This is a genomic window from Gordonia sp. CPCC 205333 (assembly GCF_048537885.1).
In the GTDB taxonomy this organism is placed as follows: Bacteria; Actinomycetota; Actinomycetes; order Mycobacteriales; family Mycobacteriaceae; genus Gordonia.
Genome location: NZ_JBCLVI010000002.1, coordinates 821327 through 835155 on the forward strand (window position 1 = coordinate 821327; position 13829 = coordinate 835155).

The following is a 13829-nucleotide window of genomic DNA, read 5'->3' on the forward strand; positions in this document are numbered from 1 at the left end:
AGGCGCGCAATGCGTACGACGCTAACCCTCATCGTCGTAGCCGTGCTGGTTTTCGCGGGCCCACTGTTGGCGTCCGCGTCGGCGGCACCCGGTGGCGAGACGACCGCTCGGTTCGCCAAGGTGTCCATCGAATCGGTTTCGCCGTCGATGGTGACCACCAGCAGTCGTTCGTCGGTCACGGTCTCCGGGCAGGTCACCAACACCAGCGACCGCGCGCTCAGCCAGCTCGGAATCCGCCTGCAACGCGGGGAGCGCGTCGCCGACGCCGCTGGATTACGCACCGCGCTGGCCGCCGACGCCGCGACCTTCGATCGCTCCGGCCCGTTCGTGTCCCTCGGTGGCCCCCTGACCCCGGGACAGAGCAAGCCCTTCACCCTCTCCGTACCACTGTCTGGTTCGACCGGCTTGGGGATCGACTCGACCGGCGTGTATCCGCTGCTGGTGAACCTCAACGCGATCCCCGAATATGGCGAGATGGCGCGGGTCGCCGACTCGCGCACACTACTCCCGGTCCTCTCGCTGCCACCGAATCCGCAACGTGCGTCCGAAGCCGACTCCGGACCCATCGGCGAGGAGCAAACGACGACCGACGTCGGTTCGGACGGCTCGGTTGTCGCCAATCTCAGCGCGCCCTCATCTCTGACGATGTTGTGGCCGCTCGCCGCGCCGCCGCAGATGGCCCCCGGCCGACTCGGCGGCACACAGCCCCGACTAATCAGCGAAGATATGGCACGGTCACTCGCCCCCGGTGGACGTCTGCGCACCCTTGTCGACGCCGCTGAGTCGGTTTCCGGCATAGCCGACGACGAACAGGTCCCCGATAGTTCAGAATCCGCGGCAGCACCGTCGTCGGATACTCCACCGACACTCGCTGCGCCGTCAAAACTGCAGCAATCGGTCTGCCTCGCCGTCGACCCCGATCTGCTGCTCACCGTCCGTGCCATGACGGGCGGTTATGCCGTCACCAGCGACCCGCGCAACGTCGATGCTCCGACGACGCCTGGTACCGGTGCCGACGACGCTGCGGCGTGGTTGCGCGACCTACAGCAGGTCGCCGCACGTCTGTGCGTTGTCGCGCTCCCGTTCGCCGGGGCGGATCTGGATTCGTTGCAGCAGGTGGGCAATGGGTCGTTGGCCGAGTCAGCGCTCACCGCGCCCGCCGACATCGTCGATAGCATTCTCAACGTGAAAAGTGTTCGCGGACTTGCCATTCCGTCAATCGGCGCGGTGACTACCGAAGGTGCCGGTGTGCTCACCGCCAATAAACTGAACAAGGCGGTAACCGCGTCATCGTCATTGGCCGGCGCCGGATCGGTGACCGGTCAATACCGGGTCGGCGATCTGCGATTCCAGTCCTACGACGCGCCGATCACCGCTGCACTCGGCGCCATCGGCACGCACCCGATTACCCCGGTACTGACCCCGGACGATCAGCAGGTGGCGCTCGCTGACGAATCACCGGAAAGCCGACGCCAGTCCGCACTCGCCGCACTCGCCTACCCGTCGATCGAGGTGCCGTCGCAGCGGCGGCCGACTGTCGGGCGGTCCCAATTCCTGATACCGCCGGACTATTGGTCACCCTCGGCGGCCGACGCGCAAGCGTTGGTGTCGTCGGCGACCCTGCTCCTCGAATCCGGTGTCGCCAATCCGATGCCGCTGCCGAAGGTCGTCGACGGGCTCAACTCGGAGGATCCGCGCCTTGCTCGTCTGGTGCCGCCACCGGGCACGATGCTCGCCACGAACCGCGGCTGGGTACCGTCGTCGGCGGTCAGCCGCGACATCTCGACCCACGCCGCGCTGAGCTGGCAATTGCAGGCATCGCTCGTCAACAGCGACGACGTGGACGTATCACCGGAGTCCTACTTGGCTCCGCTGCGCGCCGATCTGTTGCGCGGGTTGCGAAGTCCGGCCCAGGACACCGCTGCCGATCGCATCGCATTGCGAGCCGACCGCGTGATCCGAGTGGCCGCGGTCGGGCAGACGCTGGAACGAATGCGGTCGTCGGTAACCCTGTTGGACCCCGGTGGCCGGTACACCCTGGTCTCCGAGCGCAGTCCCCTTCTTCTCGTCGCCCGAAACGATCTCGACCTTCCGATCCGGGTCCGGCTCGACACCATTGCTCCCGACGAACTCAATATCGACGACGTCGGTGTGATTGAAATTCCGGCACGCGGTACCCGCCAGGTCCAACTCCCGACTCGCGCGGAGACGTCGGAGTCGATGTCGGTACAGATAGCATTGGTGTCCAGCACTGGGGTCAGCGTAGGGGCGCCGATCAGCCTCTCGGTGAATTCCAACGCCTACGGCAAACCGTTGTTCATCGTCACGCTCATCGCCGGCGTCGTACTGATCCTGTTGGTGATTCGCCGGCTGTGGCATCGGTTCCGCGGGCAACCCGACCCGGCTGACGCCGACCGCCCGGAAGCCGACGAGGCCACTCGAGCGTTGGCTGCCACTGATTACCAACATCGTCTCGCGCAGGAGAAGGAAGGAGGGCCTGATGCCTGATCGCCAGCCACCGGGCCCTGGCTTTCGACCATTGTCGGGGCCGCTCGCCGATCGGTCACCGCTAGCGGGTGGGCGACCGACCCCCGAACACATCCCACCTCGTGACCAACCCAACCCAGCCCAGCCCAAAGCCGCCCAGCCCAAGCGCGCATCCGATTCGTCGATCCTGAAGACCAGCGGCTCGATTGCGATCGCGACGCTGATGAGCCGGATCACTGGATTCGTCCGAACCGTGCTGGTGTTGGCGATGCTCGGTGCCGCGGTATCGTCGGCGTTCCAGGCGGCCTATGTGCTGCCGAATATGGTCGCCGAAGTGGTGCTCGGCGCCGTTCTCACCGCGATCGTCATTCCGGTGCTGGTTCGCGCTGAGGCCGAAGACGACGACGGCGGCGCGACTTTCATCAACCGGATCTTCACCCTGACCGTGACGCTACTCGGTGTGGCCACGGTGCTCGCGCTGGTCGGTGCGCCCGTCCTGACCTATCTCAACGTCGGCGACGGCGACGTCAACCGCGACTTGGCGACCGCCCTCGCCTACCTGTTGTTGCCCGAGATCCTGTTCTACGGGCTGTCGGCGTTGTTCATGGCGATTCTCAACGTCAAGGGCTATTTCAAACCGGGCGCTTGGGCGCCAGTCCTGAACAATGTCGTGCAGATCGTCACGCTGATCATCTATGCCGCTCTGCCCGGCGAGATCACGCTCAATCCGGTCCGCATGTCCAACCCGCAGATCCTGGTACTGGGTATCGGTACGACGATCGGCGTGATCGTCCAGGTGTCGGTCCTGGTGCCCTACCTCAAGCGAGCGGGCGTCAAACTGCGCTGGGTGTGGGGTATCGACGACCGACTGCGGCGATTCGGCAATATGGCGCTGGCCGTCGTGGTGTACGTCGCGATCTTGCAGGTGGGTCTCATCATCACCTATCGCATCGCGGCCTCGGCCAACGAATCCGGCATCAGTGTGTATGCGACGCATTGGCAATTGCTGCAACTGCCATACGGCGTGCTCGGCGTGACGATTCTGACCGCGATCATGCCGCGACTGTCGCGGAACGCGGCGGCGAAGGACACTAATTCGGTCATCGATGACCTCTCGCTGGCGACCCGGCTCACGATGGTCGCATTGGTGCCGGTGGTCGCATTCATGACCTTTTTCGGTCCGGCTATCGGTATCGCTGTCTTCCAATTCGGCAACTTCGACGCCGACGTCGCCTCCCAACTCGGGTCGGTACTCGCCTGGGGCGCGTTCACCCTCATCCCCTATGCGATGACACTGGTCCAGCTGCGGGTGTTCTACGCGCGCGAGGATGCCTGGGCCCCGACGCTGATGGTCCTCGGGATCACCGCTATCAAGGTTGCTCTGTCGTATTTGGGGCCGGTGCTTTTCGACGACCCCAACCTTGTCGTGCGATGGCTGGCGTTGTCGAACGGGGCCGGATATCTGGTCGGCGCGATCGTCGGCCATTTCCTGTTGAAAAAGCGGCTCGGCAATGTCGCGATGACCAATGTCACGCGGACAAGTGTGTTGGCCATCGTCGTCTCGATCGTCGCCGCCGGGTTGACGTGGATGCTCGCCGAGTTGTCCGGACTCCACGAACTCGCTACCGACGCCGGGAAGATCGGCTCGTTGATCTACTTGTTCCTTACCGCGATCGTCGCGCTTGGACTCTCCTATGCCGCGTTGGCCGCCCTAAAGGTCCCCGACGTCGTGGCGATTACGGTCAGCGTGCGTCGAATGGCCGGGCGGTTCATCCCGGCGTTGGCGCCGGCGAGTGTGCCGGAAGCGGAATCGACTGCGGCGATGACGATTCAGTTTCCGCGGATCGGTGTCGAGGAATCGGTACCGTATTCTGGACAAGTACAGGTTTTGCGGCGCTTCGACCGCGGGACGTCAACGTGGCAGTCATACTCCGTCCATAGTGGTGGCGCGGCTGGCACCGGCGTGTACAGCCCACCCGACATGAGGTATCGCAGGAGAGGAGCTCGGGGCATGAGCGACGGTGACGTCGAAGCAGTGAACGAGACCGAAGCCGTTGACGCACCGAACGAATCGCCGCGGCCTACCCGCCCCCGGGGCCCACGCCTGGTTCCCGGTGCCGCGGTCGCGGGTGGACGCTATCGACTGCTCGACCCGCATGGTGGTACCCGCGGATTGCAGTTCTGGCGCGCCCTCGATATCAATCTTGATCGCGATGTGGCGTTGACCTTCGTCGACGCCGACCAATTGTCGACACCTCCGGCGGCGGGCGAGAAGTCTGACGGTCCTGAGGAAGGCCCACAGGCGGTGCTGTCCCGAACACTGCGCCTCGGTCATGTGAACTCCTCGGGAGTGGCCCGCGTGCTCGATGTGGTGCGCGGTTCATCCGGCGGCATCGTCGTCACCGAGTGGGTGCCCGGCTCATCGTTGCGTGAGGTTGCCGAATCCAGTCCGTCGCCGGTCGGAGCGGCACGTGCGGTTCGCGCACTTGCCGCGGCGGCTGAGTCCGCACACCGCAACGGTGCCGCGCTATCGATCGATCATCCTGACCGCGTTCGTATTTCGACCGACGGCAATGCAGTCCTGGCGTTCCCCGGCACCCTCGTCGGCGATGGCAAGGCTTCGGACGTGCGTGGTCTGGGCGCGGTGCTCTACGCCCTGCTTCTCGCGCGCTGGCCGCTCGACGGCGAGACCGGATCGAAGATCGTCACGACCAACGAGAAGGAAGGTTCGGTTGGCGGACTGCCGCCAGCCATCCCGGACAGCAACGGTAAGCCCGTCGAGCCGAGGGAATCTCGGTCAGATGTGCCGTTCGAGATCTCGGCCGTCGCGGCCCGCGCGCTCGACGGTGACCGTGGAATCCGTACTGCCGGAACGGTTCAGCATGTGCTGGACCAGGCGACCGTCGTCGATCTCAAGACCGACATGTTGCCCGCCGTGGAGGGCGGACCAGAACCCGTAGCGGTTACCCGCAATGAGCGGTTGAAGCCGGGCCGTGACACCGACGAACCCGAACGCAAACGCAATGTGGGATTGATCGTCGGGGCTGGACTGCTCGCACTATTCGTAGTGATCGCATTGATCGTATGGATGTCGAATGCGTTGGGCGGCAGCGGCGGTCCGAGCAATATCGACACCATCATCACCACCTCGACGTCGGGACAGGCACAACCGAACGCGGCCGGGCCGATTGCGCTCACCGACGCCAGCGTTGTGGACTACTCGGATCAGGCACCAGATCCGTCGACCAACGTTGGCAATGTGATCAGTGGACGCCAACCCGCGTGGCGGACCGACCCTTATCGCTCGTCGCCCGACTTCGGCGGCCTCAAACAAGGCCTCGGTTTGATGTTCAATCTGGGCGGCTCGAAGACGGTGAAATCGGTGACCATCCGGACCACCACACCTGGGTTCAACGTCGAATTACGTACCGCGCCTTCGCCATCGGCGACGCTCGGTGAGACGAAGGTGGTGGGATCGGGCACGGTCTCCGGCGCTAGTAACACGCTGACGGTGTCGACTCCGGTCGCGAGCCCGTACTTCATGGTGTGGATCACCGACCTACCGAGCGGCCCGAGTGGCAACGGCTATCAAGCGGTTATCAGCCAGGTGTCGATGTCCAGCTGATGTCGCATAACGATTTACCTCCCGGCGCCGTCCTGGGCGACGACGGACTGGTGCGTGCGATCTGGGCCGAGAAGCCCGGCATGATGCGTGACTATTACGACACCGAGTGGGGCATTCCGGTAGTCGGCGAGTCCGCACACTTCGAACGCCTTGTGCTCGAAGGCTTTCAGTCCGGACTGTCGTGGGCGATCATCTTGCGTAAGCGACCCGCGTTCCGTGAGGTATTCGCGGATTTCGACGTCGACACGGTTGCGGCGATGACCCCCGACGATGTCGAGCGATTGATGGGCGACGAGCGAATCGTGCGTAACCGCAAGAAGATTGAAGCCACGATTACCAATGCCGCCGCGGTCATCGCATTGCGCGACGAGGGCGGACTCGAAGAGTTCCTGTGGTCGTTCAAGCCGTCTGATACTCCCCGACCGGTGTCCATCGCCGACGTCCCGACCACCTCGGAGGAGTCGGTGACACTGTCAAAGGCATTGCGTAAGAATGGCTTCCGATTCGTCGGCCCGACGACGATGTTCGCGTTGATGGAGGCGATCGGCATTGTCGACACTCATCTGCTGACCTCCCACCGGCGAGGCGCGTCAGGCGTCTGGCCGAAGTAGCTGTCAACCTCACATCTGTCCTGCCTCGTCGGCGACGCCGTCGCCGTCCCGATCGATGAGCACGTAGTCGTCTCGGCCATCTCCGTCGGTGTCGAGGTATATGCGCCGGGCCGACGAAGGCTGGTCCCACAGCCCGCGTCCGCCGTCCCGATAGAACGATTCGGTGGCGCCGTCGTCGTCGAGGTCGAGGGCCGCGACATCGGCGACGCCGTCCCCGTCGGAATCCCACATGGCGTCATCGGTACGACCGTCGCCGTCGAAGTCCAGTCGCACGGCCTCGTTCGTGCCGTCGTGATCCAGGTCGACGTCGGCAGGCGAATGCCAGTGACTCACCGGACCGGAGCCGCTGCCGAAGAAGTAGTCGATGACGTGGTCCACTTCTATTGGACGCAGCCGCGGGCCGTTGGGTTCCCTCGAGTTCTCCCCGACCAACTACGCTCATCACCATGTTCATCAGCGAGCTCGGCGAGCAATGGCACGCCGCCCGAATCGATCCGACGATCACCCACCTCGACTCGGCGTCGGCCGGCCGATCGTCGAACGCGGTTATCGAAGCGATCGCAGATCATCTCTGGCGTGAATCCAAGCGGGGCTCCTATGTAGCGCTTGACGATGTGTACAACGAGTTGCTCGACGGGCGCAATGGCCTTGCCGCGCTGTTGGGCACCACCGGCGACCGGATTGTCTACCGCGACAGCGCGCGAGCTTCATTGCGCTCCCTGCTGTCTGCCTGGAATCTGCCGATCGCGACCACCGTGTGGGTCGCGAAGAACGAGTTCGGGCCCAACCTGATCGAGTTCGAACGGCGCGGATTCGCCGTCCGGACCCTGCCCGATGCCGATGTTTTCGGTCACGTCGACGTCGATGCACTGGAGAATATGCTGCAGTTCGAGCAGCCGCAGTTCATTCACATGTGTCAGATCGGGTCGGCCAGTGGCGTGGTCCAGCCGGTCAAGCGGATCGTCGACGTCGCACATGACGCCGGAGTGCCGGTCGTCGTCGATATGGCGCAGGCGATCGGGCATGTCCCCACTGTCACCGGAGCCGACTTCAGCTATGGCACCAGTCGCAAATGGCTCACCGGTCCTCGTGGCGTGGGTTTCGTTGCGGTACAGGAGAAGTCGCTGCGCCCGATAGCCCTGGCCGATCTTGAAGTTGGCACCGACGCCGGCTATATCGCCGGGCGCCTCGGGCTTGGGCGGGCCGTCGCCGAGATCACGACCATCGGGGCGTCGAAGGTTTACCGTGAGCTGGCCAAAGTGGGGCAGACGACACGGGAGCGGATGAATGGCATCGGTAGCTGGGAGGTTGTCGAACCGATCGAAGAACCGTCCGCGCTGGTCACCCTCGCTCCCCCGCCGGGCTGGCAGGCCGGCGATGTCGCTGCCGCTGCCGCCCATCTGCGCAGCACGGGTGTACTGGTCACTGCCGCGCATGTGCAGCGCGCGCCGCTGACGATGGAGAATTCGGTACTACGGCTTAGTCCGCATCTAGATGTCACCCGCGAACAGCTCGACCGGGTCGCGGGTGAGTTGCGGACGATGGGCTACTGAGAGTCAGCGACTACTTCATCGAAAGTACGTCGGACACAAGCAGTTTCGCGTAGTCGGCGTCGATTGGCAGGCCGAATACCGCGTGGTGGTAGAGCGGTGCGATCACATGGTCGAGGACCTGGCGTACCTGTGGTGTTGGTTCACCGCGCTGCTGTGCCCGGGCAATCATCTCACCGGCCTGGGCGATTCGGATATCCCAGCATGGACAGGCTTCGACGAGGCCGTCGCGCGCGGCGACCATCGCGCGTAGATAGGACGTGCGGTGTGGTCGGCTGATGTCGTCGCCGATGATTGCCGCCCACGCGGACAGGTCGCCGGCCAGATCGCCAGTTTCGGGCAGCGGTTCGTCGCGGGTCAATGCCGCGACGGCGACCTCCTCCAGTAGCACGTCGATGCTGCCCCACCGGCGGTAGATGCTGGTCGCGTTGACTCCGGCGACCTCGGCGACCTGCGGAATTGTCATCGTCTCGCGGTGACCTTCGGTCACCAGCCGCCCGACCGCTCGATACACCGTGTCCCGGACGCGTGCGCTGCGGCCGCCGGGCCGTTTGCGTGCCGCTGTCGTCGTAGTCATGGCACCATTATTGCAAATCGGTTGGCTTTTGTATCGCTTTGGGCTTAGGCTCCTAATGCAATGATCAATGCATTAGAGGAGAAAAGATGACCAGCGGTCGCACCTCGGCTACCAATCTAACAAGAACTAAAGCACACCCCCTGGAACTGGAGGCCCGCGGTTGGTGGTGCACAACTTACTGAGGCCACGACACTCACGATAAGGACTTTGCGTCGGGGTTTGGCGGGGTAGTTGGGAGTAAGCGTCGCGGACGGGAGCAGACTGAGCGGGAACGGACCCGCCCCTCCTGCTATTCCTGTTTGCTGGTCGCTGTGGGCATAGATTCCGGTTTGGTTGTCGGGGCCAGTTGTATTCTGACTGGTGTGAGCGGCCATCGAGGTACCTTCCGGCCCTCCGGTCAATCTATGCGCCCAAGCAATCCCGCCACACCCGGTACCCTCCCCAACCATGGCAGGCGACAAACTCACAGTCTTTATCAGCTGGACAGGACCACTCGCGAAAGACATCGCACCCATCTGGCGCGACCTCGTTAGCGAAATCAGCGACCGCACCGACCCCTTCGTCTCCGCCGCGGACATTGAAGTCGGCTCACGCGGACTCGACGACCTCAACAAGATGAACTCGACGGTACAAGATTCGGCATCGTCGTCGTCACCCAAGCAATCCAACACGCACCCTGGCTCGATTTCGAAGCCCCTCTCCAAAACACTCGACAACGCCACCGTGCGCGCCCCCTCGTCGACTTCACTGCTGCCACAGAAAATCACCCGCCCCCTCAAACGATTCCAAGGAACACTCCTCGACGAAGTCGGGGTGGGACGAATCTTCACTGCGCTCGCCGCCGCCGTCAACGCCGACGGCTCCGCCTACACCCGGCGACTCGACAAACACTGGGACGACTACAAGCTCCGGTTCGACCAGGCCAAAGCAACACATGCAGACGCCACACCATCCGAGAAAATAACCACCGACGACATGATCGCCGAATCCTCACCACCGCCAACCACCCTCCATCGGCACGACGCAACCAACAAATGAGGCGGCATGGAGTTTAGGCTCCATCCGAACACCGCTAGAACAACCGAAGGAGAAATAGACATGGCAGTTGACCAAGGCGGACGGTCCCCAATTCACTACGCAGCTCTGGACGGCAAGGTTGAGCTGCTCCGCGAACTCCTCGCGGCCGGCGCTGACCTAAACGCACGCGACCAGCAGGATTTCACACCACTTCATTTCGCCGCGCAGCAAGGGCAATTGGCCGCTAGTACCCTGCTGCTTGACAATGGGGCACAGGTAGACCCCAAGAACTCCGACGGCAATACGCCTCTATGGGTTGCAATGTTCCAGCCTGGGCCTGGAAGCAAGCTCGTCGTACGGCTGCTGCTTGCGCGCGGCGCTGACCCGGACAGTGTGAACAGCGTCGGGAAGACTCCCAAGAACGTCGCCGAGACTATGGTCAACGAAGAGCTGAAAGAAATCTTCGGGTTGCAGTAGGACCCCCAAGTCAGCGACACCTCGACTTCACCCCGACGTTGAAGAAGTGATCTGTGTCGTCGGGCGAGGCCACACCGAACTGGTTCGGTCCATGCTCGCTACCGGCGGCTTCAATGTGAATCAGGGCATCTCCGCTGGCAACACCCTGCTACACCTAGCGGTGCAGCAGGGACGTTTTGAGATCGTCGAGCAACTAGTTGCCTATGAAGCGGAAACCAATTCACGCGGAGACGACGGCCGCGCTGTGGCCCACCAACCTCGAACGCCCCCACTCCGGAGAGATCACCATCGTGACAGCTAGTTCTGGAAGTTCTGCGCTGACCGAACCCATCGCAGTTGACGACACTCTACATGAGCGTCCGGCAGACTTTGCGGCCGATAAAGGTTGCGGTGTGCCAGTGTTGAAGGTGGTATTGGATGTTGCCGGTACGGCACTTTTGATCGTTGCCGCAGCCAACCTCACGAATGTGGGTGACTGGGTTATCGCGGGCATGTGACGAGCAACTCCCCGCCGTTTCTCCACGCGATGACCGCCCTACGGGCTATCGGGCAGCGTGGCGAGCTGACGCCACCACTACCTGCCGCGACGGTGATGATCTGACTATTGCGAGTGGACTGAACCTGGTGATATCGATCTGGTGGCCGGTCCCGGTGTGCAGGTCGATGCGTTGATGAGTGTGTGCAGGTGTGGGATTTCGACCGGATCGGGCACGTCTCTGAGGCGGACCGGCTTTGGCACTGCCTGCAGCGCCACGAGCCCGTGAATACCGGATTGTTGCTCGTGCTGAATATCGTGCACAGGTCGCCGCTGACCGCGACCTGGTAGCCGCCTAAATGGACCGACAACAGTGTGTCACTCGATGATTGGTCTCGTTCGTCACTGACGTGCCACTACTGGTGGAAGGCGAGGCGGCGCGCGAGCCGTCGCGGCAGCGCAGAACGACACGAGGCTCGCTATCGATGTGGCCATTCAGGACTGTGATGATTGCCGGCGAGAGCTGGGGCTAGACCCGTACGGTGATCGCTCCGGGGAGCTGTAGACCAAACTGCGGCACCGGCCCGAGTCCCGTCATTAGTCCCGCTTCGCCACCGTAGCTGGTGAAAGCTTCACGACCGCTTTTCGTGCATATACGTCCATTCCGCGATCAGTGTGGTGCACATAAGGGGCGCTGAAATTTTGGACGCCGGATGCTCCGGTAGAGGTGTTGAGCCAAGCAACCTGGTATCCACTGACATAGTTAGACAGATAACCCGGTCCGCCGATACTGAGGATCGTTTCGACGGTGACTTGCCCGCCCGCCGGCGTATATGTGGTGGTGGACGCGCAGCAGCCCAGCCCGATGTACGAGCCAGTGGGCGTCGCTGGCGCAGCGGTCGCCACCCCGACACCGCCAGCCCCCAGAGCCACGGCTGTAGCTCCGGCCACGACCGCCGTGCCGAGCTTGATTCGATGAACCATACCTAGTTTGGAATCCACGACCTCTCCATCTCCCCCGGCCAGGAATATCCAGCTTGTAGGGTGTTCCTCCTCACATCGCCGAGCCGGAGTGTGGCGTTACACACTACTAGGCGCCGCTTCGGGGCGTGGTTCCCAACGACGTATAGCTGGAATTTGACAGGTACTCGAAACCCACCGATAGATCGGCCAGGTGGCCTCGATCTTCGTGTAGCTGACGAGCGGCAGTATTTTGTGTGCTTTGTCGATGCGGGTTTCGATGGGGGTTGCGGGCGGTCATCCACTCGCGGGCGGTGATCTGATCGTCGGCGTAGAGGGCGGCAAGTTCTTCGAGTTTGGCGATATCGGTAGCGATCTGGGCCGTGCCGAAAAGAAAATTATCCACTGTAACGCCGCCGGGCAGTTTCGCGAAATACGTTTTGGGTCATGAGACCCGTCACACATAGAATGGAGAATGTAATGCGTTTACGGGTCCTGCTACTGACAGTCGGAGTATCTTTGTTGACTCTTGGACTTAGTCTCGTTTCTTTGCCGGCAGTTCAAGCGGCGCCATCGAACTCGCATTCGGGCGAGATTCACTTGGTGGGCAGCCACATGTCAGCCCGCGACAAGGGAAAGCTCGTATGCGAGACACAGGGTAGCGACGTTGACATCAAGGTCGACAGGGTCCATCACCAAATTTCTGTACACCAATGGGGATTGGAAGGCTGCGATCGTTACCGAAGCAACACACCTTCCCAGATTTCTGTCGGATGGGTAAACCTGTCGAACGGTAGGTCCGGCGTCACCGGGCTCAACATCCGGTCGACACACACCTACTCACCCACCGTGGTATGTGGCGCTGGTCATTGCACCAGTAAGCGGCGGTACCCGATCTACGACCGCAGTGCAGTTCTCCCAACCGGCCCTGGCGACATTGTGCTTACCGCGTGGGGCAATACCGCCCCAGTTGTCGGCCAGCCGATCCAATTCACCACTGTGCTAGCCATCCCACTCCGCATAAAGGCCTGACAAACAAAACTTACACGCTCATTGAGGAAATATGTGCTGGCGGTATGGAGACTGGCCAGAGACGTCAGTAAGCTACTTGGGCCGCGCCCTGTGATGGTTCAGTTTTCATCGCCAGGTTATTGCATCGCCAGTCATCGCCGACGATTGAGGCTGTGTCCATCAAGAAACAACGATCGAAATAGGTAGGTAAAGTGCGATGAGGGTTCGAATATTGGCAATGGCGATTGTCTCGGCATCGACATTGTCGTTCGTCACGATTACCGAGGTGCCGGCCACTGCAGCGCCGGCCGAAAGCGTGAGTACCAGCACAGCAATCGTTAAATTGGCCGCGCTAGGAGCACCGATTCGAGTGGGGGCGCAACAGCAGCAACTGGTAGCTGCACCGACCGGAGAAACGGTGCAAATCCACGGCACCGGGCAGTCCGTCGACCCATGGATGGGCAGCCCAATTCAATTGGAGACCACACCCACCGATGGTTCGGTCACGATCACCCAATTTGAGGTAGCGGGGCCGCCCGATAGCGAGCTGCCTTATGTTGAACCGTCGAAGGTGGCGGTCGCATGGATCAATCTCTCCAACGGCCGGTCGGGGGTAACCGATCTTAACCAGCGAGTCGTCACGGAGGTACACACCGTTCAAGAATGTGGAACCAAGAATGGTCACCCGTTCTGTAACTCACGCAAGGTGACCAAGCTGAACCGTGAGCGCACCATCAGCACAGGTCGGGGACCGGTAGTCGTGGTGGCGTGGGGATCGACAGCATACTTTGGCGGCTACGGGCAGTTTTTCGCCTACGCGATGCCTGTTCCGCATCTGGTTACTGTGTAACGAACAGTGTGTGGATGGTTGCGGCGGCAAATCCGCCACGCATTGCCTCCCGCCATCGTGTGATCGTGCGACTCCGCCGACGGGTTCGGATTGGTTTGCCGAATTTACGAACCAGGAAACCCTGGCCGCTCCACCCATCGCGGCGGTTCCAAAACTCCGCGCGTACATCGCGGGCCGGATCAGCGACTG

13 protein-coding genes are annotated in these 13829 nt (G+C 62.4%); 9 read left to right on the forward strand and 4 right to left on the reverse strand.

Features of this window, described 5'->3' with window-relative positions; all coding sequences use genetic code 11:
• Nucleotides 1-9: 9 nt before the first annotated feature.
• Genes AAFP29_RS09530 through AAFP29_RS09540 form a run of 3 tightly spaced genes read left to right on the forward strand, consistent with a single transcriptional unit; the run spans nt 10 to nt 6723 of the window.
• Nucleotides 10-2508 (forward strand): DUF6049 family protein, encoded by a 2499-nt coding sequence (locus tag AAFP29_RS09530; RefSeq protein ID WP_419217092.1) that lies wholly within the window; start codon nt 10-12, stop codon nt 2506-2508.
• A complete protein-coding gene (gene murJ / locus AAFP29_RS09535) occupies nt 2501-6112 on the forward strand; it encodes a murein biosynthesis integral membrane protein MurJ (protein ID WP_419217093.1) in 3612 nt (1203 codons plus the stop codon). The genes AAFP29_RS09530 and murJ overlap by 8 nt, the downstream gene beginning before the upstream one ends.
• Complete coding sequence (locus tag AAFP29_RS09540) at nt 6112-6723, forward strand: DNA-3-methyladenine glycosylase I (protein WP_419217094.1); 612 nt, start codon at nt 6112-6114, stop codon at nt 6721-6723. Before murJ ends, AAFP29_RS09540 begins: the two co-directional genes overlap by 1 nt.
• Before the next feature lie 9 nt (nt 6724-6732).
• On the opposite strand, the gene AAFP29_RS09545 is transcribed toward AAFP29_RS09540, so the two are convergent.
• Entirely contained in the window at nt 6733-7101 is a 369-nt protein-coding gene (locus AAFP29_RS09545) for a hypothetical protein (RefSeq protein ID WP_419217095.1), read from the reverse strand.
• 68 nt (nt 7102-7169) lie between these two features.
• Here AAFP29_RS09545 and AAFP29_RS09550 point away from each other — a divergent pair, with 68 nt between their 5' ends.
• Nucleotides 7170-8276 carry an aminotransferase class V-fold PLP-dependent enzyme gene (locus AAFP29_RS09550; RefSeq protein WP_419217096.1) on the forward strand — a complete coding sequence of 369 codons (1107 nt, stop codon included), beginning with the start codon at nt 7170-7172 and terminating at the stop codon, nt 8274-8276.
• A 10-nt stretch (nt 8277-8286) separates the two neighbouring features.
• On the opposite strand, the gene AAFP29_RS09555 is transcribed toward AAFP29_RS09550, so the two are convergent.
• Nucleotides 8287-8850 (reverse strand): TetR/AcrR family transcriptional regulator C-terminal ligand-binding domain-containing protein, encoded by a 564-nt coding sequence (locus tag AAFP29_RS09555; RefSeq protein WP_419217097.1) that lies wholly within the window; start codon nt 8848-8850, stop codon nt 8287-8289.
• A 447-nt stretch (nt 8851-9297) separates the two neighbouring features.
• Between AAFP29_RS09555 and AAFP29_RS09560 the strand changes: the two genes are divergently transcribed.
• From AAFP29_RS09560 to AAFP29_RS09575, 4 genes are read left to right on the forward strand one after another with little or no spacing between them, the layout of a single operon-like run.
• On the forward strand, nt 9298-9888 hold the full coding sequence (locus AAFP29_RS09560; protein ID WP_419217098.1) for a hypothetical protein: 591 nt from the start codon (nt 9298-9300) through the stop codon (nt 9886-9888).
• A gap of 60 nt (nt 9889-9948) precedes the next feature.
• A complete protein-coding gene (locus AAFP29_RS09565; protein WP_419217099.1) occupies nt 9949-10344 on the forward strand; it encodes an ankyrin repeat domain-containing protein in 396 nt (131 codons plus the stop codon).
• Nucleotides 10345-10390: 46 nt separating this feature from the next.
• A complete protein-coding gene (locus AAFP29_RS09570; RefSeq protein WP_419217100.1) occupies nt 10391-10645 on the forward strand; it encodes an ankyrin repeat domain-containing protein in 255 nt (84 codons plus the stop codon).
• Nucleotides 10548-10841 carry a hypothetical protein gene (locus AAFP29_RS09575; RefSeq protein ID WP_419217264.1) on the forward strand — a complete coding sequence of 98 codons (294 nt, stop codon included), beginning with the start codon at nt 10548-10550 and terminating at the stop codon, nt 10839-10841. The genes AAFP29_RS09570 and AAFP29_RS09575 overlap by 98 nt, the downstream gene beginning before the upstream one ends.
• 575 nt (nt 10842-11416) lie before the next feature.
• On the opposite strand, the gene AAFP29_RS09580 is transcribed toward AAFP29_RS09575, so the two are convergent.
• Together AAFP29_RS09580 and AAFP29_RS09585 are read right to left on the reverse strand one after the other, a co-directional pair.
• Nucleotides 11417-11821, reverse strand: coding sequence for a hypothetical protein (locus AAFP29_RS09580; protein WP_419217101.1), 405 nt, complete (start codon nt 11819-11821; stop codon nt 11417-11419).
• 88 nt (nt 11822-11909) lie between these two features.
• Nucleotides 11910-12185, reverse strand: coding sequence for a hypothetical protein (locus AAFP29_RS09585; RefSeq protein ID WP_419217102.1), 276 nt, complete (start codon nt 12183-12185; stop codon nt 11910-11912).
• Nucleotides 12186-13007: 822 nt separating this feature from the next.
• Between AAFP29_RS09585 and AAFP29_RS09590 the strand changes: the two genes are divergently transcribed.
• On the forward strand, nt 13008-13640 hold the full coding sequence (locus AAFP29_RS09590) for a hypothetical protein (protein WP_419217103.1): 633 nt from the start codon (nt 13008-13010) through the stop codon (nt 13638-13640).
• Nucleotides 13641-13829 lie beyond the last annotated feature (189 nt).

Excerpts from the sequence above, each read along its gene's own strand:
- AAFP29_RS09575 (WP_419217264.1), top strand. The coding sequence starts at position 10,548 with ATGAAGCGGAAACCAATTCACGCGGAGACGACGGCCGCGCTGTGGCCC.
- AAFP29_RS09550 (WP_419217096.1), top strand. The coding sequence starts at position 7,170 with ATGTTCATCAGCGAGCTCGGCGAGCAATGGCACGCCGCCCGAATCGAT.
- murJ (WP_419217093.1), top strand. The coding sequence starts at position 2,501 with ATGCCTGATCGCCAGCCACCGGGCCCTGGCTTTCGACCATTGTCGGGG.
- AAFP29_RS09565 (WP_419217099.1), top strand. The coding sequence starts at position 9,949 with ATGGCAGTTGACCAAGGCGGACGGTCCCCAATTCACTACGCAGCTCTG.
- AAFP29_RS09540 (WP_419217094.1), top strand. The coding sequence starts at position 6,112 with ATGTCGCATAACGATTTACCTCCCGGCGCCGTCCTGGGCGACGACGGA.
- AAFP29_RS09530 (WP_419217092.1), top strand. The coding sequence starts at position 10 with ATGCGTACGACGCTAACCCTCATCGTCGTAGCCGTGCTGGTTTTCGCG.
- AAFP29_RS09555 (WP_419217097.1), bottom strand. The coding sequence starts at position 8,850 with ATGACTACGACGACAGCGGCACGCAAACGGCCCGGCGGCCGCAGCGCA.
- AAFP29_RS09590 (WP_419217103.1), top strand. The coding sequence starts at position 13,008 with ATGAGGGTTCGAATATTGGCAATGGCGATTGTCTCGGCATCGACATTG.
- AAFP29_RS09560 (WP_419217098.1), top strand. The coding sequence starts at position 9,298 with ATGGCAGGCGACAAACTCACAGTCTTTATCAGCTGGACAGGACCACTC.